Here is a 17550-nt window from a genome sequence, read left to right as displayed (position 1 = left end):
AATCAACTGTGTAGTCGCCGTTTTCTAGGCCAGTGAATTCATATTTACCGTTCGCATCTGTAACTGTTGTTACTGTTGATCCGTCTGGTTTTGTCAATGTTACTGTTACGCCTTCGATACCCACTTCATTCGAGTTTTGGATGCCGTCTTTATTGCTGTCTTCCCATACATAGTCGCCTAAGTTGTATGTTGCCGGTACTGGTTCTGGCGCAACAACCTGTTTGTAGAATCCGCTGTCGATTGTGTAATTATCCGCGTTATTGATTGTTACTGTTGTTGACGCGCCGTCTGAATCCAATGCATGGTCACCTACGTTGACTAATGTTGCTTCATAACCTTCCGGTGCTGTGAAATCAACTGTGTAGTCGCCGTTTTCTAGGCCAGTAAACTCATATTTACCGTTCGCATCTGTAACTGTCGTTACTGTTGATCCGTCTGGTTTTGTCAATGTTACTGTTACGCCTTCGATACCCACTTCATTCGAGTTTTGGATGCCGTCTTTGTTTGAATCTTCCCATACATAGTCACCTAAGTTGTATGTCGCTGGAACTGGTTCTGGTTCAACAACTGGTTTGAAGAAACCGCTGTCGATTGTGTAATCATCAGCATTATTGATGACAACTGTAGTTGTTGTACCGTTTGAATCAAGCGCTGTTAAATCGCCTTGATTTACAAGTGTTGCTTCATAACCTGCTGGCGTTGAGAAGTTAACTGTGTACTCACCGTTTTCTAGGCCAGTGAATTCATATTTACCGTCAGCGCCTGTTACTGTTGTTTCAGTCGTGCCGTCTGGTTTTGTTAACGTTACAGTTACGCCTTCGATTCCTACTTCATTAGAGTTTTGGATGCCGTCTTTGTTGCTGTCTTCCCATACATAGTCACCTAAGTTGTATGTCGCAGCTACAGGTTTATAGAAACCAGAGTCGATTGTTAAGTTATCCGCACCATTAATTGTTACAGGTACAACTAAACCATTTGAGTCTACAGTGCTATCTGTTCCAGCATTTTGTGTAGTCGGAACATAGCCTTCTGGTGTACTAAATTCTACTGTATAATCTCCGTTATTTAAATCTGAGAATAAGTAGTTCCCATATCGGTCTGTTACTGCTGTATTGATAATGTTACCGTTAGCATCTTTAAGAGTAACTAACACGTTTGAAATTGGTGTTTCTCCACTATCTTGAATACCATTTTGGTTAGTATCTTCCCATACATAGTCACCTAGTCTATAAGTTTCAAGTGTTCCGTCTCCAGTACCTGAACTATTTTCAATTACAAAGCTGTTATCAAAGAAATAGCTTGCTGTGTAACCAGATTGATCTGTTGCATAGAGAGTCGCTCTAGTTGTTAAATTTGAACTATAAGTCGGATCGAATTGTGAATCCATAACTACTACATACGGATTATCAATCGCACCGAAATTAATAATCATATCACCATTTGCATTTGTATAAATACTTCCGTTATTTTGGAAACTTTGTGCTAAGTCTTGGTAACCTGCAGCTTCAAAATCATAGCTATCAGGTAATTGACTTGGGTCTGGAACTTCATAAATATGGAAAGTTGTATAGTCAAAGCCAATTAGCGCATTACTGTTACCGTCTTTTGGAGCCATAACTAGAGCTGCACTGCTTAAGTTTAAATCAGTTGGGTTGACATAAACCACTTCAGTAAAATCGTTAGTTGTATTTGTCGCATCAACATTTGTAATCATTGAATCAACGTATGCCGGATAAACCCCATGTTCGTGTGAATCATATGCATATGTGATTTGTGTATTAAATGTTTCACCAGCTAAGTTATAAGTTAATGGGTATGTTCCATAATCTTTCGCTGTATTACGATCCGCAAACTGCGCTAAACTAAAGCTCCCTGATACATCTTCTTTATCATTAACCCAGTCAGTAAAGGTATAAGTTAAAGTTTTAGTAGTTGTGTCGTAAACACCGTTTGCAACTACATATCCTGATGGTGATAATAACTCAGTTGTGAATTGATTGTTAGTATTTGTATAATCTAGTTCCCCATCCATATTTGCATATGTTGGCATTTGTACAGTGAAATAGTCTCCACCTTGCACTGTTCCATTAACAGTATAATCTGCATTCAATCGGAAATTACCACTTTGGTTAGGGTCAATCTGTTCTGTTGAGATTGTAGGATTTGAAATAGTAACTAAATCATTTACATTCGTGCCTGTTGCTGCTGCTAATGTTGTGAATGTTGTTGGTGATGCTGACATTAAACTGAATGAACGTGACATTGGTGTTGTTTCAGCTGTCGTTTGAATTGTGTTTGCATCTTTATTATCAGAAGATTGTTGCAATAATTTGTATGTTGCTAGTTCAGGTGAATCAGCACTTGTAACACCAGCTTGTGCAGCTAAATCACTTGATTGTAAAGATGTATCTTGAGTAGTACCTGTACCTGCATCTGTAGTTGTATTTGAATCAGCAGCTGCAATGACTTGTTGAGTCGGTTCAGTAGATGAGACAGTATTTTGTTCAGCACTTGGTTCAACTGTTGACTTATCAACCGTTTGGTCAGTAGAACCTTGAGTAGTTACAGGTTCTTCAGCTGTTTGAGCAGAAGTCGTATTTGAAGTGCTTGATGTATCTGCTGATTTTTCTTGTGTTGTACTGCTTGGTTCTTGTGCAGAAGTTGTAGGTGCATCTACTTTATCTGAAGTTGATGATTGTGATGATGTATCAGAAGTTGATTTTTCTTGTGTTGTAGAAGTTGTTGTATCAGCCGACTCTGGTGCTGATTGTGATGATGTATCTTTTGTTGTCGATGATGTATCTGTTGAAGATGCAGTTTGGGAAGAAGTTTCTTGTTGTGGAGCATCTGACGCAGTTGTTGTATTTGTATCATTAGTAGTTGTTGTATTTTGTTCTGGTGTTACAGTTTCACCAGTTGTAGGTGCATCTGTAGTTTTTGTATCAGTTTGTGGTGTTGTTGATTCAACAGGTTGGTCAACCGATTGGTCAGTTGATTGATTTGTTGTGTTTGTTTGTGTTTCTTGTGTCGGTGCAGTCTCTTGAGTTGGTGCAGCATCTTCTGTTGGTTGTGATGCTGGATCACTAGTCGAACTACCTGACGTTTGGTTACCAGTAGAATCAGTTGTTCCTTCTGCAGCTCTTGCTTCGTTACCAATTCCGAACAATAAAGTTGCTCCAACGATAATAGAAGCTGTTCCTACAGTGAAACGACGGATCGAATATTTATTTTGACGCCTTGCGTCAAAGCCTCGCGAATGTGAATTATTTCTCATATTAAGATATAACCCCTTTCCAAAAATTAAAAAAATTTCCCTTGTCCAATTGTTACGTATATTGTTTACCACTTACCTAAGTTTTCAAAAAACTAGTATAAATAGATAGTATCACAGTTCCAAACAACTTTGTATTACTATTGATTTATTTTTCGTAAATTTTATGGAACAACGCATTTCAACAACAAAAACTTAACTGCATGAAATTTTTTGATTAAATGTATAATTATGTTAACGAAAATCATCTGTAAGTTGGTCGAATCCACACGATGCAATTGAACTCAATTTATTTCGTTTTTATAAATTATCACTCTTATTAGAGTTAATTTACTCTACAGTTTCCAAAATAATCTCAATAATAAAGCGTTTACAAATTTAATAACCTCTTAATATTTGTCACAATTTAGACACATTTAGATGATTTCTTTTGTATTTTTTGATTTAAATGTCCTAACTTTGACAATTTAAATATTGTAAAACATCCCTTTCACATAAAAATCTTCACTTGCATATCCTCCCGCACAAATGTAAACTTAAAACATTAATAAGTTTACATATTGAATTTCACTATAAAGGAGATCTCGATTATGCAAATTGCACAAGATATTTTAAACGGTAAATCACTCACTAAAGAAGAAGCCTATAATTTATATACAGATGAATCTATTGATACGATGACATTATTAGATGAGGCTTATGCTATTCGAAAACATTATTACGGAAAGAAAGTAAAACTGAATATGATTTTAAATGCGAAGAGTGGTATCTGTCCTGAAGATTGTGGGTACTGTGGTCAATCAAGGGATATGAAAAGAAAAGACCGTTATGCTTTGATTCCAGAAAATGACATTGTGGCTGGCGCAAATGCTGCTGCTGAACATCAAATAGGTACATACTGTATTGTGATGAGCGGTCGTGGTCCTAGTGATAAAGAAGTTGACCATATCACTTCATCAGTGAAACAAATCAAACAAACGCATCCTGAATTAAAAGTTTGTGCATGTTTAGGCATCGCAAATGATGATCAAGCACAACGTTTAAAAGATGCAGGTGTTGATCGTTACAACCATAACTTAAATACAAGTGAAAATTATCATGATACTGTGGTCACAACCCACTCCTATGAACAACGTGTGAATACTGTAGAAATTATGAAAGCACATCATATATCACCTTGCTCTGGCGTTATCTGCGGCATGGGTGAAACAGATCAAGATAGAATTGATATGGCCTTTGCCTTAAAAGAAATTGATGCAGACAGTATTCCTATTAATTTCTTACATCCTATTCAAGGCACAAAGTTCGGAGAGATGGACGAACTTACACCTATGAAATGTTTACGAATCATTGCTTTATTCCGTTTGGTTAATCCAACTAAAGAAATTAGAATTGCAGGCGGACGTGAAATCAATTTGCAGTCACTCCAACCTTTAGCATTACTAGCAGCTAACTCAATTTTTGTAGGTGATTACTTAATTACAGGTGGTCAGCCGAATGAAATGGATTATCGCATGATTCAAGACTTAGGTTTTGAAATTGATCACAGTAATTTACCTGAAGATACTGCCGAACAAATCACACAGAAATTAGAAGCATAATAGTAGAAACATAAAAAATAGACCTGAGACTGTTATCGTTGTCTCAGGTCTTTCTTATTATGCAACTCTTTCAGCAGTATAAATACTACGTGTTTCCCACTCGCCAGTTTGTGGATTATAATCATCACATGTAATTAATGTTAATTGATCTTTTTTCTTTTTCTGTTCAGCTAACACACTAATTTCAGTAGGTTTTACATCTCTAATCTTCGTAATTTTATATTTACGTGTTTCTTTGCCGACTTTAAAAGTGACTTTTGCACCTTTTTTTACTTTGTGTAAATTTGTAAATTGATAGTTGCCTGATGTATTTGTATGACCGGCAATCGCTATGTTTTGTTGATCTAATGATTCATCCTCTTCGGCTAAGCTGACACCTCTGTTTAATTGTTCAGGTGTTGCTTCACCAGGATAAACCGCTTCTTTAATATTCACACTTGGTATATCAATATACCCTACCAATTGTGATTTATCTTTAGGAACTTGCGGCACTTCTTTTTTCTCTTGTTTTTTTGAGGCTTGTTGTTTATCGTATTGTTCTATTTTCGCTTCATTTTCTTTACCAGCTATAAAGTGGTTGATTTGTGGTTTAAACACCATAAAGATGCCCGCTAAAATAAGTAAGACACCCACTAATGTAAATAACCGTGATTTCCATTTACCCATTGTAAACCTCCTAATTCAGTTCGACTCATGCTGTGAATTTCATTCATTATAACATGGTTTTCAATATTCATATAGAGCAATGCGCTCACTAGCAATCACAATAAAAATGTTATACAATTAATTAGATAACAAACTATTTTCAAGGAGAAAGACGATGTGGAATTTATTTAAAGGAATCGTTTTTATATTAGCACTTATCGGAACTTACAAAGTATGGCAAGAAGGCAATTATTTATCTAACTTCCTACATTTCTATGGTCAAATTTTTAATGGTACTTTCTTAAGTCAAATTCAACAATGGTCAGATAATCAACCTTTACTTCAAAACCTTGAATATTATACTGAACAACTTCCTTCACTAGATGAAATCAAAAATTTTCTACATTTAACATAAAATCATCATTTATAAAGCCTGTCACTTACTTTATAAATGATGATTTTATTTTATTGTTGCTTATGGTGTTTCAACTTCATAGATTCTTTATATGCTGCATCAGCACTTTGAAAATGCGGACTGCGAGGAATGACTTTATTTTCGACAGCTGTCTCATATGCGCCTAACTTTTGTGCTTCTGTTTTCTTCGGATCATTAAAGAATGCTTTTAATTGTTTTTCTGTTGTTATACCTTTGACTTTATATTTTTGTGTTGCTGCTGCCTTCGCATCATTCTGCATTTCAGCTTTAATCGTATACAAACCTGAACCCACTACTAACAAAAATAATAATGTACCGATGATTAAATTCTTCATCACTTCACCTCTAGGTATGAATTTCAAAAATATTATAAACCTAACCCTAGAACACACTCCACTTTAAACTTACTTGTTCACTAAATCTACTTATTTCATTTCTTTAAGATGCACCAAAAGTGAAAACTTTACCCTTTACATATAGTAATTGTACCTAGTATAATAAATATATCTTACATTACATGAAAAAGGATGATTATTAATGTCACAAGTTTTATATATCACTGCACACCCATTAGATGAAATGGTTTCTAACTCAATGGCAGTTGGAAAAGCTTTTATTGATACTTACAAAGCAGAACACCCTGAAGATGAAGTCGTTCACATCGACTTATTTAAAGATGAAGTACCTGAAATCGATGCTGAAGTATTTTCAGGTTGGGGTAAATTACAATCTGGCGAAACATTAACAGATTCAGAACAACAAAAAGTTAACCGTTTAACTGAACTTGTAGATCAATTCGTAGCGGCAGATAAATATGTTTTCGTTACACCAATGTGGAACTTATCATTCCCTCCTGCAGTTAAACGTTATTTCGACGCAGTCGCAGTTGCTGGTAAAACATTCAAATACACTGCTGAAGGTCCACAAGGCTTATTAACAGATAAAGCAGCATTGCATATCCAATCACGTGGCGGCTACTACAGCGAAGGTCCAGCAGCTGACTTTGAATTAGGCGACCGTTATATCCGTACTATCCTAGCATTCATGGGTGTACCTGATATTAGTTTAATCGCAATTGAAGGTCACAATGCAGAACCAGAAAATGCAGAAGAAATTAAACTAAATGCGATTCAACAAGCAGAACAATTCGCAAAACAATTTTAATCATATAAAAACGGGCAACCTTAATGGCTGCCCGTTTTTTATTATTTATCTTCGTTTTTCTTTTCTAATTTTTCTTTTTGCTTTTTCGCTTGCTCTTTAGTTTCGTCTACTACGCGTCCTTGGATTGAACCTTTTTTCTCTTCAGCCATAATATAGCCTCCTTTAGTTATGTTTTGTCTTATATCAACTAAACAAACGGTTGAATTTTATAACCGTACTTATTATATTACCCAAAAGAGAATTGAATCACACATATTTATGCTTTTTCATCTTCAAATTGCTCAAAATAATTTTCATCTAAGTGATTCAAATCTAGATGTTCAATCTGTAACGTTGTATGATGCAAGCCATACTTTGTTTTTAATAATTGCTCTAACTGGTTGATGATGCGATATGCATCCTGGCTATCTTTACTATCTAATACCACATGTGCAGATAATGAATACTGATCAGAAGTTACACTCCATAAATGGAATTCATGCACATCTAAAACATGTTCTGCTTTTTTCATATCATCCATGATTTGATCGACATCTAAACCTTCTGGCACAGATTCCATTAAAATCATCCACGCATTTTTCAAGATTTTATAACCGCCATTTAATAAAACTGCTGAAATCACAATACTTAAAATCGGGTCAATCATTTGAATGCCTGTCAGTTTAATTAAAATAACTGCTAAGATGACACCCACTGAATTTAATAAGTCACCAAAGAAATGCCATAATGCACTTTGAATATTGATATTTTCTTCAGATTTTAAAGAATGATACAGTAACCACGTTAATACAATATTAACGATTAAACCAATTACCGCAATCACTAACATTAGTCCACTTTCAATTTCTCTCGGGAAAATCATACGCATAATAGCTTCATAAAAAATCCACAGTGAAATCACTACAAGTGCCAGTCCGTTCAAGAAAGCAGCGATAACTTCGAACCTTAAAAACCCATAAGTAAAACGGTCAGTCGGCTGCCTGCTTGATAAATAAATTGCGACCATTGATAACCCCAGTGCTAAAACGTCACTGAGCATGTGGAAGGAGTCTGATAAAAGTGCCAGTGAGTTCGACACGATACCTCCTATAAATTCAACAAATGTAAAGAATAACGTAATAATTAAAGATAACCACAGTGTTTTCTTAGAACTTTGTTGAATTTTGCGATGTTCCACATGATGAAAATAATAGGTTCTAGAATAATTTCTCGCCATTATTTTCTTCTCCCCCTTCTTGCCATTGTTACTTTTCTATCCATTGACAATATATCCCGTAATTAACTTTATACTTCACACTAGTATATCAGTCTTTAATCGTGGTGTACGCCCCACAAAGCAGTTTCACATGTTTTAATAATACGTTTTAATACCGCAATACGCGCTGTTTTCTTATGATCAGCTGGCACAACATACCATGGTGCATTATGAGTATCGGTTTTTTGAATCATATCCGCACTGGCTTCTAAATATAAATCCCACTTTTCACGGTTGCGCCAATCCTCATCCGTAATCTTCCATTGTTTATCCGGATTTTCTTCTCTAGCTTTAAAACGTTCTAACTGAACATCTTTATCTAAGCTTAAGAAGAATTTTAACAGAATTGCTCCTTCATCTGTCCACATTTTTTCAAAGTCATTAATTTCATGATAAGCACGTTGCCATTCATCCGTTGTCGCAAAACCTTCTACACGTTCTACCAGTACACGGCCATACCAACTGCGGTCAAAAAGTTCAATATGTCCTGTTCGCGGCATATCTCGCGCAAAACGCCATAAGTATTGGTGTGCAAGTTCAACATCTGTAGGTGCACTAATCGCATTGACTTCATAACCCGTCGGATCAAGTTTCTCACGAATGCGTTTAATATTACCGCCTTTACCTGCCGCATCCATACCTTCAAACACTAAAATTAATGGAATTTTTCGTTCATATAACGCAAATTGAATTTCTAACATACGTGCTTGAAGTTTTTCTATTTGTGTTTTGTACTCTGATTTACTGACTTTTTCTAATGGATTATCGAAAACATCTGTTGTATACCCTTCAGTAAATAAACCATCACGTGTTTGAACACGTTCGTGATAAGCTTTAATCGCTTTTTTAAAGCGTTTGATAATGTGTTCATACATTAAAATAGTAGCCGCTTCTCCATCTGTATAATCAATAATCTTCCAATCTTTTTGAGTTGGATCTTGAAGAATTTCACGCATTTCTTCAAGATAAATATCATCCGGAATAACATTTTCATATTCTTGTGCTTTCCATCTTGTAAGAGGATTTTCTTTCGTTTGTCTAATATGTTCTTGGCGTTTTTGTTCATCAATTTCAATATAAAATTTAATGATTTCGTATTGGTCGTTTTCAAGCATCGTTTCAAAACCATCAATTTGATCCCGCAATACATGATAATCTTTGTACTGTAAATGCTTAATACCATTTACTTTGTAATCAATATAGTGCGCATACCAGCTACGGAAATAAATATTAATATCTCCTTTGCCTGGTAATGTGTTCCAATACTTTTGTAAGAATTGGTAACGTAAATTTTCTGGTGTCGGTGATGCGGTCGCAATAAAGCTCGAGTATTTCGCATCCAAAGTTAATAATAATTCATTAGATAAACGTGTTTTCCCTGCTGCAGGTACACCCTCGAAAAGAATCATCACTGGAATTCCTAATTGATGTGTTGTTCTTGTTAACTCAGATGCTTCTAACTCTAGGTCTTTAATCTTAGTTGACATTATTCTCACCCCATTTTTAAACTTACTTATAAATTAACATTTTTTACGCTTGAAATGGACAAAGGAGTAAAATTCCACCAGAACAAAAGCTATGTAAAAAGCGACCTACTTTACCAGTAAGTCGCTATGATTCCAATTAGAAGTTGGCATCACTTAAAATTTTATCCATTGAAGCATCTACACTGCCTTCATACATTGGACCGAATTTCACTAAGTGTACTAATAATAAATAGAATTTATAGAATTCAATACGTTGATACGCACCTTCATCTAAAGGATAAGCTTTATCATAAGCTTCATAGAATTCTTCAGAGAAACCACCGAATGTCGTTGTCGCTCCTAAATCGAATTCACGATCGCCATACATTGGAGCTGGATCAAAGAGTGCAGGTTCACCATTTTCTAAGAACATATAGTTGCCGCCCCATAAATCACCATGTAATAGCGATGGTTTACTTTTGTGATTGTCTAATGCATTCACAATCACTTGACGTACATTATCAAATTTATTCAATTGATCGACGTTCCACAATCCTTTTTCAACGACCACTTCTCTTAAATGATCCAATCTGCGGTTCACAAAGATTTCTTTCCAAGAATCTGTCCATTCATTATTGAAAGAAATATCTCTGCCTTCATAAGGATGGTCGTAACCAAAACGTTTGTCTGGATTATGGAAATCATGCAATTTTGCGACCAATTTACCCAGTTCTGCTTGGCTGCCTCGTGGTCCCTCTTCTAGCCAACTTAATACTAAATAAGCATCTCCATCAATTTCACCATTCGCAATCACACGCGGTGCAGTAACTTCCGCATACTCAAAATCTTTCAACCCTTCTGCTTCTGCCGCATAGAAGTCATAAGAAGTATTCGGTTGTACTAATAAGAAGAAAGTTTCATCATTTTCAGTATCAATACGATATGCATCATTCACGTCACCGCCTGCGACAGGTACAATATCTTTAATACCTGAAATCGGTAAATTTTGTTGCCATAACTTATCCATTATTTCTTCCCCCGTTCTAAAATGTCTCATACATAATATATACCACTTATCTTATAATTATAACTTGCTTTTATTAACCCTCTTCTTAGGAACATGACTTTTGTTTATTTCTTTTTACAATAGCGTGTTATTCAAAATAACAATCTTTTTTGCAGTTGCTTTTATGCTATACTAATGACAAATAATTGGAGGGTGAAATCCTAAATGAAAAAACTTCTACATCGTTGGTTTATTCAAGGTCTAAGTTATATGACCTTAGGCCTATTCGGTTCACTTATTATCGGTTTAATCTTACAAACTATCGGTAAACAAACTTTGTTTCCTGTTTTAAATTTACATTTTTTATCTGAAATCGGCACGGTAGCAATGGGCTTAACAGGTGCCGCAATCGGTGGCGCCATTGCCTATGGTTTAGGTGCACAACCTTTAGTTGTCTTTTCTTGTATCATCGTCGGTTCTCTCGGCTATGATAAGTTTGGCGGCGGTGCAGTAGGTGCCTTCGTTGCCACTTTAATCGCCACTGAATTAAGTCGTTTTTATGCAGCTAAAACGAAAATTGACATTATTATCTCACCATTACTTACTTTAATTGTCGGTGGTGCAGTGGCTAAATTTATTGGACCATTCTTAAATGACTTTATGGTGTCACTTGGTAAAATGATTATGCTTGCGACTGATCAACGTCCGCTTGTGATGGGTATCTTAGTCGCAGTGATTTTCGGTCTAGCTTTAACAGCACCGATTTCAAGTGCTGCTTTAGCTTTAATGCTAGATTTATCTGGTTTAGCCGCAGGTGCCGCAACAATCGGTTGTTGTGCACAAATGGTCGGTTTTGCGGTAACGAGCTATAAAGATAATGGCGTCGGCGGTATCATTTCAGTCGGTATCGGTACAAGTATGTTGCAAGTACCGAATATCTTAATGAACCCCGCAATACTTATTCCACCGACACTCGCAAGCGCAATTGTCGCTCCAATCATGACGACACTCTTCCCAATGACTAATAATGCGGCAGGTGCAGGTATGGGAACGAGCGGTTTTATTGGACAGATTATGACGATAAATACCATGGGTGCTTCACTTCACACTTGGATTTTAATCGGTGTTTTCCAAATTGCTTTACCTGCCATCGTCAGCTACTTGCTTTATAAAGTGTGTCGTAATGCAGGATGGATTAAAGATGGTGATCAGAAAATCCATATTGGTGACAAACGCACTTCAAATTCGTAATCATAATTCAACATACATCATAAAAATAACGTTCTATCCTGATTACTTGGATAGAACGTTATTTTGTATTTACACTAACTTATTTAGGAAATCCAGTTATTCTGTTTCAACACCTAATTCAGATAAATAGCTGCGTCCGAATTCAGGCATTGGTACATTAAAGTTATCTGCGATTGTCGCACCGATAGAACTGAACGTTGTATCACCGCTAAGTTCATGTGCTTGATCTTTTAATTTAGGACTATAGAACAATACTGGAATATATTCACGCGTATGGTCTGTACCAGGCGCAATCGGATCATTACCATGATCTGCAGTAATAATGACTAAATCATCTTCTTGCAGATTTTCAAAGAGTTCTGGTAAACGTTCATCAAATTCTTTGATTGCTTGCGCGTAACCATCTTTATCACGACGATGGCCATATAACGCATCGAAATCAACTAAGTTTAAGAAACTGAGTCCAGTAAAGTCATGTTTAACAACTTCAACAAGTTGATCCATACCATCCATATTATTTTTTGTACGTACCGCTTTCGTCACACCTTCACCATCATATATATCATTGATTTTACCAATTGCGATAACATCGTATCCATTATCCTTTAATTCATTCATGACAGTACGACCAAATGGTTTCAATGCATAATCATGGCGATTTGACGTACGTGTGAAATTACCTGGTTCGCCCACATAAGGACGTGCAATAATACGTCCAATTAAATATTTAGGATCTTTCGTTAATTCACGGACCTTCTCGCAGATATCATAAAGTTCTTCTAAAGGAATGATATCTTCGTGTGCCGCAATTTGAAGTACAGGGTCAGCTGAAGTATAGACAATCAAATCGCCTGTCTTCATTTGATGTTCGCCCCACTCATCAATAATCTGCGTACCAGAAGCTGGTCGGTTCGCGACTATTTTACGTCCTGTCATATCTTCAATTTCTTTAACTAGTTCATCTGGGAAACCTTCAGGATAAACTTTAAATGGCTGCATGATGTTTAAGCCCATAATTTCCCAATGACCTGTCATTGTATCTTTACCAACAGAAGCTTCGCTGAGTTTTGTATAAAAGGCTTCAGGATGTTCGACTTCATTAACAACTGGTAATTGATCAATATTACCTAATCCTAAACGTTCTAAATTCGGTAATTTTTGTTTAAATCCTTCTAATGTATGTTTTAAAGTGTGGCTGCCTTCATCGTTGAATGCGGCCGCATCCGGCCCTTCTCCGATACCTACAGAGTCCATCACAATTAAATGTACACGTTTAAATGGAGTTGTCATACTCATTCGCTCCTATCTTTCTTTATTTCAAATTTATTCAGTAATCACCGTATGAATCAATGTCGGTGCTTCACCTGTTTGCGCAATCGTAATATTATCATAGATTTTAGCTTTGACATCATCAATGGATTCCGTATTACTGTAAACTGTCATCAGGCTTTCGCCCTCTTCAACTTTGTCACCGACTTTTTTATGCAGAACTAAGCCGACAGCTAAATCTATTTCATCTTCTTTTGTTTGACGTCCTGCACCTAGCATCATAGACGCAATGCCCATTTCGTTCGCCACAATCTCAGTGACAACACCGCTTGATTTAGCTGGAATGTCAATTTGGTATTTGGCTTGAGGTAATAATTCAGGATGGTCTACTACTTCTGTATTACCCCCTTGATTGCCTAAGAATGTGCGGAATTTATCTAAAGCCGCACCGCTGTCAATGGCTTCTTGAAGTAACGTACGTGCTTCATCTAATGTTTCAGCTTTACCGCCGAGCACGACCATTTGAGAACCAAGCGTCATTACAAGTTCAGTTAGATCTTCTGGTCCTTCACCACGTAATGTATCGATTGCTTCTTTTAATTCAAGCGCATTACCAATCGCATTGCCGAGTGGTTGACTCATATCAGAAATAATCGCCATAGTTTGGCTGCCGACATCATTACCGATTTTAACCATCGCATGTGCCAATGCTTTCGCATCATCTAACGTCTTCATAAATGCGCCGTTACCTGTCTTAACATCTAAAACAATCGCATCGGCACCCGCCGCAATCTTCTTACTCATTATAGAAGATGCGATTAATGGGATAGAATTTACTGTACCTGTCACATCACGCAATGCATAAATCTTCTTATCGGCCGGTGTTAAGTTACCTGATTGTCCAATTACTGCTAATTTATCTTCATTTACAAGACGAATGAACTCATCTTCTGAGATTTCTACATGGAAGCCATCAACCGCTTCTAATTTATCGATAGTACCGCCTGTGTGTCCTAATCCACGTCCGCTCATCTTAGCAACTGGTACACCCACTGCCGCAACGAGTGGCGCAAGTACTAATGTCGTCGTATCTCCTACGCCGCCTGTAGAGTGTTTATCAACTTTAATCCCTTCGATTTTGGATAAATCAATCATATCTCCTGAATGTACCATTGCCATGGTTAAAGCAGCACGCTCTTCATCATTCATATCTTGGAAATAAATTGCCATCGCAAGACTCGACATTTGATAATCTGGGATGTCACCATTCGTATAGTGTTCGACCATCCAATTAATTTCTTCAGTCGTTAATGCCTTGCCGTCCCTTTTCTTATCGATTAAATCCACCATTCTCATAATACTGTCACTCCTTCAAGTATTCTCTTTCATCTGTGCTTTGTGACACTTGCTTACTTATATTTTACCATGAGAATACATCAAAACGAGAATGAAATGAATAGAGAATGAGTCAAAATCAAAAACAATTATTTGCGCCAAGAATATAAATAACACAATTTCACAAGCTTGTGAAACATAGATTAAACTGCGTATTTCTAGGGAAAGTAGGTGTATAATAAAGTAAATTAGAAATTGGAAGTGTTTAGGGTATGGCAAAAGTGAAAATGCGAGCAATCATCAATAAAAAATATGGCAAACATGCCAAAGCAGAATTAAAAGAAATCAAACGACCTAAAATCAAAGACAATCAAGTGCTCATTAAAATACATGCGGCAAGTGTCAATCCGGTCGATTTTAAAATTGCGCAAGGCGGTAAAATGCGCCTCTTCTTTAATTATAAAACACCTTATATTATGGGACATGATTTTGCGGGGGAAATCGTGGAAGTCGGCAAGCATATTTCTGCATTCCAAGTCGGTGACAATGTCTATGGCTTAAAAGCAGGTGCTTTCGCAGAATATATTACGGCTACGCAAAACCAAATTGCGGCAATGCCAAAACACTTAAGTTATGAAGAAGCTGCTTCTATTCCTATGGCAGGTTTAACTTCTTACCAAGCTTTAAATGACGTCATGCATTTAACCAAAGATCAAAAAGTTTTAATCCAAGCAGGCTCTGGGGGCGTTGGTTCTTTTGCGATTCAATTTGCGAAAGTATTAGGCGCTTACGTTGCGACAACAACCAGCAGTAAAAATCGTGAGCTTGTCAAAGATCTCGGTGCTGATAACATCATCGATTACCGTCGTCAAAACTTTACTGATAGTTTAACCAACTATGATGGTGTTTTTGATACGTTAGGCGGCGAAAACTTATTTTCAGCATTTAAGATTTTAAAACCTTTAGGTAAAGTGGTTTCTATCAGCGGCATTCCTGATGCGCAAACCGCGAAAGATTTGAAACTCTCTTTATGGAAACGTTTCTTATTAAAATTTGCGGCACGTAAAGTTCACCGTGCAGCACGCCAACATCATGCTTCATATCACTTTATCTTTACACGTGACAGCCGTTCACAACTCAACAAAATCAGACAATTGATTGAATCAGGTAAAATCAAACCTGTGTTAGACTTAACTTTTGATTTTGAAGAAACAGATAAAGCTTTAGAATACATTCAACAAGGCCACGCAACTGGCAAAGTGGTCATTCGTATTTCAAGATGATTTGAAATACAAAAGCAAACATAAAAACACCACATCACTTTTATCACAAACCTCAACCTTTGCGATAGAAATGATGTGGTGTTTCTTTATATACTTCAAATAATTATAGTTTATTGAATTGAAATTTCAGCGTCTTCTTCTGCGTCAGCACCATTATCAATATAAACATAAGTTCTGAGCGTCAACGCATCTGTATCTTTTTGGAATTCATAATTCTCTAGTGGAAATTCAAATGGTTTTTCCACTGTTTGTGCCGCTTCAACCACTTGTTCACTATGAATTTCATAGACTTGTAAAACATTTTCCATTTCATCAAAGTCACTGTGTTCTGTTTCATTTTCTTTGTGTTCGATTAAAGATAATTTAATTTTAGAGATTTGTTGATCCGCATCTCCGCCTTTTAATACGACTTTACCTTTAATCAATTCATTAGCATCAAACACATCTTTTTCTAAACGTGTTTCTACTGTTAATGCACCTACACCTAATGATGTTAAAATTTTTTCAAACATAGTATGCCCTCCTTGAAATGTTGTGAAGTTTTATCCTCTCGACTTATTTATCTCTTCCCTAACTTTAAGTCGTTTAATTCAAAAACTGATTCATTAGATTTGAACAACAACTTTATCTTAAAAAAGAATTTCATCTCATGTCAATCTAAGCATATTGAAAAACAGACACATAGAAAAATTCATTCTAAGCGTCTGTTTTTTTAGGTCTAATATTTATACACTAACTGGAGTGATACCTTTAAAGTTTACTAAGTCGTATGCGCGTACAACTTCTTCTGTTGTCGGTTCGATTACACCTTCTAGTGGATATTCAAGTTCTAATGCTTCGTACTTATGCACACCAAGTTGATGATAAGGTAAGATTTCAAAGCGTTCTACATTCTCAAGTGAGTTAATAAATTCACCGAGTTTAATTAAATCTTCTTCATCATCAGTATAACCTGGTACAAGGACATGGCGAATCCAAACAGGTTGTTTTCGTTCTGACAACATCTTCGCAAATTTAATAATATGTTCATTAGGTTTACCTGTTAATGCGATATGTTTTTCATTATCAATATGTTTTAAATCGAGCAAAATCAAGTCAGTATACTCAAGCAAATTATCTAAATGGGAAAGAAATGCTTTTGTTTCATTCACACAGCCTGCCGAAGTATCAATGCATGTGTGAATATCTGCTTTTTTAAGCTCTTTAAATAATGCTTCTACAAATGGCATTTGAAGCAAAGGTTCGCCACCGCTGATTGTGACACCTCCGCCAGAGACAGTAAAGTAAGGACGATATGGAAGAATCTCATCCACTAATTCGTCAACTGTCGCTTTACGGGATGCGTCAGTCAAACCCCAAGTGTCAGGGTTATGACAGTACAGGCATCTTAACAAACATCCTTGCGTAAATATAATATAGCGAAGGCCTGGGCCGTCAACTGTCCCTAAACTTTCTACTGAGTGAATTCTTCCTTCCATAATAATCGTCCTTTCTTTTTGTTTCATGATCCATATTACTCTTATTTTTTATACGGCATACTTTTTATTCATAATAGGCATCAAGCCGCA

General features: G+C 36.3%; 15 protein-coding genes. 5 read left to right on the top strand and 10 right to left on the bottom strand.

Annotated features, from left to right (window positions below; genetic code table 11):
- The coding region (locus tag HMPREF2937_RS09540) for an SdrD B-like domain-containing protein (protein WP_142351433.1) at positions 1-3274 on the bottom strand (3274 nt) is incomplete at its 3' end.
- Positions 3275-3861: 587 nt separating this feature from the next.
- On the opposite strand from HMPREF2937_RS09540, the gene bioB reads away from it, so the two are divergent.
- The gene (gene bioB / locus HMPREF2937_RS09535) at positions 3862-4872 is read left to right on the top strand and encodes a biotin synthase BioB (RefSeq protein ID WP_002479840.1); all 1011 of its coding nucleotides are present in this window, start codon (positions 3862-3864) and stop codon (positions 4870-4872) included.
- Positions 4873-4929: 57 nt separating this feature from the next.
- Here the strand turns inward: bioB and srtA are convergent, their stop codons facing one another.
- The gene (srtA, locus tag HMPREF2937_RS09530) at positions 4930-5538 is read right to left on the bottom strand and encodes a class A sortase SrtA (protein ID WP_070864465.1); all 609 of its coding nucleotides are present in this window, start codon (positions 5536-5538) and stop codon (positions 4930-4932) included.
- Between the two features lie 154 nt (positions 5539-5692).
- Here srtA and HMPREF2937_RS09525 point away from each other — a divergent pair, with 154 nt between their 5' ends.
- A complete protein-coding gene (locus tag HMPREF2937_RS09525) occupies positions 5693-5932 on the top strand; it encodes a hypothetical protein (protein WP_002479842.1) in 240 nt (79 codons plus the stop codon).
- A gap of 50 nt (positions 5933-5982) precedes the next feature.
- Here the strand turns inward: HMPREF2937_RS09525 and HMPREF2937_RS09520 are convergent, their stop codons facing one another.
- Positions 5983-6288 carry a hypothetical protein gene (locus HMPREF2937_RS09520; RefSeq protein WP_002479843.1) on the bottom strand — a complete coding sequence of 102 codons (306 nt, stop codon included), beginning with the start codon at positions 6286-6288 and terminating at the stop codon, positions 5983-5985.
- 202 nt (positions 6289-6490) lie between these two features.
- Here HMPREF2937_RS09520 and HMPREF2937_RS09515 point away from each other — a divergent pair, with 202 nt between their 5' ends.
- Positions 6491-7117, top strand: a complete 627-nt coding sequence (locus HMPREF2937_RS09515; RefSeq protein ID WP_002479844.1) for an FMN-dependent NADH-azoreductase — start codon at positions 6491-6493, stop codon at positions 7115-7117.
- Positions 7118-7373: 256 nt separating this feature from the next.
- Here HMPREF2937_RS09515 and HMPREF2937_RS09510 read toward each other — a convergent pair whose 3' ends face one another.
- From HMPREF2937_RS09510 to HMPREF2937_RS09500, 3 genes are all read right to left on the bottom strand, one after another.
- Complete coding sequence (locus HMPREF2937_RS09510; RefSeq protein ID WP_002479846.1) at positions 7374-8333, bottom strand: cation diffusion facilitator family transporter; 960 nt, start codon at positions 8331-8333, stop codon at positions 7374-7376.
- A 95-nt stretch (positions 8334-8428) separates the two neighbouring features.
- On the bottom strand, positions 8429-9859 hold the full coding sequence (locus HMPREF2937_RS09505) for a phosphate--AMP phosphotransferase (RefSeq protein ID WP_070864464.1): 1431 nt from the start codon (positions 9857-9859) through the stop codon (positions 8429-8431).
- A gap of 136 nt (positions 9860-9995) precedes the next feature.
- Complete coding sequence (locus HMPREF2937_RS09500) at positions 9996-10865, bottom strand: fructosamine kinase family protein (RefSeq protein ID WP_002479848.1); 870 nt, start codon at positions 10863-10865, stop codon at positions 9996-9998.
- A 204-nt stretch (positions 10866-11069) separates the two neighbouring features.
- Here HMPREF2937_RS09500 and HMPREF2937_RS09495 point away from each other — a divergent pair, with 204 nt between their 5' ends.
- Positions 11070-12095, top strand: a complete 1026-nt coding sequence (locus tag HMPREF2937_RS09495) for a PTS sugar transporter subunit IIC (RefSeq protein WP_002479849.1) — start codon at positions 11070-11072, stop codon at positions 12093-12095.
- Positions 12096-12191: 96 nt separating this feature from the next.
- Here the strand turns inward: HMPREF2937_RS09495 and deoB are convergent, their stop codons facing one another.
- Both deoB and HMPREF2937_RS09485 read right to left on the bottom strand, forming a co-directional pair.
- The gene (gene deoB, locus HMPREF2937_RS09490; protein WP_002479850.1) at positions 12192-13385 is read right to left on the bottom strand and encodes a phosphopentomutase; all 1194 of its coding nucleotides are present in this window, start codon (positions 13383-13385) and stop codon (positions 12192-12194) included.
- Between the two features lie 33 nt (positions 13386-13418).
- A complete protein-coding gene (locus tag HMPREF2937_RS09485; protein ID WP_070864463.1) occupies positions 13419-14720 on the bottom strand; it encodes a pyrimidine-nucleoside phosphorylase in 1302 nt (433 codons plus the stop codon).
- Positions 14721-14986: 266 nt separating this feature from the next.
- Between HMPREF2937_RS09485 and HMPREF2937_RS09480 the strand changes: the two genes are divergently transcribed.
- The gene (locus HMPREF2937_RS09480) at positions 14987-15982 is read left to right on the top strand and encodes an NADP-dependent oxidoreductase (protein ID WP_070864468.1); all 996 of its coding nucleotides are present in this window, start codon (positions 14987-14989) and stop codon (positions 15980-15982) included.
- 110 nt (positions 15983-16092) lie between these two features.
- On the opposite strand, the gene HMPREF2937_RS09475 is transcribed toward HMPREF2937_RS09480, so the two are convergent.
- Both HMPREF2937_RS09475 and pflA read right to left on the bottom strand, forming a co-directional pair.
- The gene (locus HMPREF2937_RS09475; RefSeq protein ID WP_002479853.1) at positions 16093-16494 is read right to left on the bottom strand and encodes a sporulation protein; all 402 of its coding nucleotides are present in this window, start codon (positions 16492-16494) and stop codon (positions 16093-16095) included.
- 213 nt (positions 16495-16707) lie between these two features.
- On the bottom strand, positions 16708-17463 hold the full coding sequence (gene pflA / locus HMPREF2937_RS09470; protein WP_057510118.1) for a pyruvate formate-lyase-activating protein: 756 nt from the start codon (positions 17461-17463) through the stop codon (positions 16708-16710).
- Positions 17464-17550 lie beyond the last annotated feature (87 nt).

It is taken from the genome of Staphylococcus sp. HMSC061G12 (assembly GCF_001838465.1).
In the GTDB taxonomy this organism is placed as follows: Bacteria; Bacillota; Bacilli; order Staphylococcales; family Staphylococcaceae; genus Staphylococcus; species Staphylococcus simulans.
The sequence above is the reverse complement of the archived record's forward strand: the minus strand, read 5'-3'. Positions and strand labels throughout refer to the sequence as shown.

What these genes read in the sequence shown, in the direction of transcription:
- bioB (WP_002479840.1), top strand. Translation starts at nt 3,862, where the DNA reads ATGCAAATTGCACAAGATATTTTAAACGGTAAATCACTCACTAAAGAA.
- srtA (WP_070864465.1), bottom strand. Translation starts at nt 5,538, where the DNA reads ATGGGTAAATGGAAATCACGGTTATTTACATTAGTGGGTGTCTTACTT.
- HMPREF2937_RS09525 (WP_002479842.1), top strand. Translation starts at nt 5,693, where the DNA reads ATGTGGAATTTATTTAAAGGAATCGTTTTTATATTAGCACTTATCGGA.
- HMPREF2937_RS09520 (WP_002479843.1), bottom strand. Translation starts at nt 6,288, where the DNA reads ATGAAGAATTTAATCATCGGTACATTATTATTTTTGTTAGTAGTGGGT.
- HMPREF2937_RS09515 (WP_002479844.1), top strand. Translation starts at nt 6,491, where the DNA reads ATGTCACAAGTTTTATATATCACTGCACACCCATTAGATGAAATGGTT.
- HMPREF2937_RS09510 (WP_002479846.1), bottom strand. Translation starts at nt 8,333, where the DNA reads ATGGCGAGAAATTATTCTAGAACCTATTATTTTCATCATGTGGAACAT.
- HMPREF2937_RS09505 (WP_070864464.1), bottom strand. Translation starts at nt 9,859, where the DNA reads ATGTCAACTAAGATTAAAGACCTAGAGTTAGAAGCATCTGAGTTAACA.
- HMPREF2937_RS09500 (WP_002479848.1), bottom strand. Translation starts at nt 10,865, where the DNA reads ATGGATAAGTTATGGCAACAAAATTTACCGATTTCAGGTATTAAAGAT.
- HMPREF2937_RS09495 (WP_002479849.1), top strand. Translation starts at nt 11,070, where the DNA reads ATGAAAAAACTTCTACATCGTTGGTTTATTCAAGGTCTAAGTTATATG.
- deoB (WP_002479850.1), bottom strand. Translation starts at nt 13,385, where the DNA reads ATGACAACTCCATTTAAACGTGTACATTTAATTGTGATGGACTCTGTA.
- HMPREF2937_RS09485 (WP_070864463.1), bottom strand. Translation starts at nt 14,720, where the DNA reads ATGAGAATGGTGGATTTAATCGATAAGAAAAGGGACGGCAAGGCATTA.
- HMPREF2937_RS09480 (WP_070864468.1), top strand. Translation starts at nt 14,987, where the DNA reads ATGCGAGCAATCATCAATAAAAAATATGGCAAACATGCCAAAGCAGAA.
- HMPREF2937_RS09475 (WP_002479853.1), bottom strand. Translation starts at nt 16,494, where the DNA reads ATGTTTGAAAAAATTTTAACATCATTAGGTGTAGGTGCATTAACAGTA.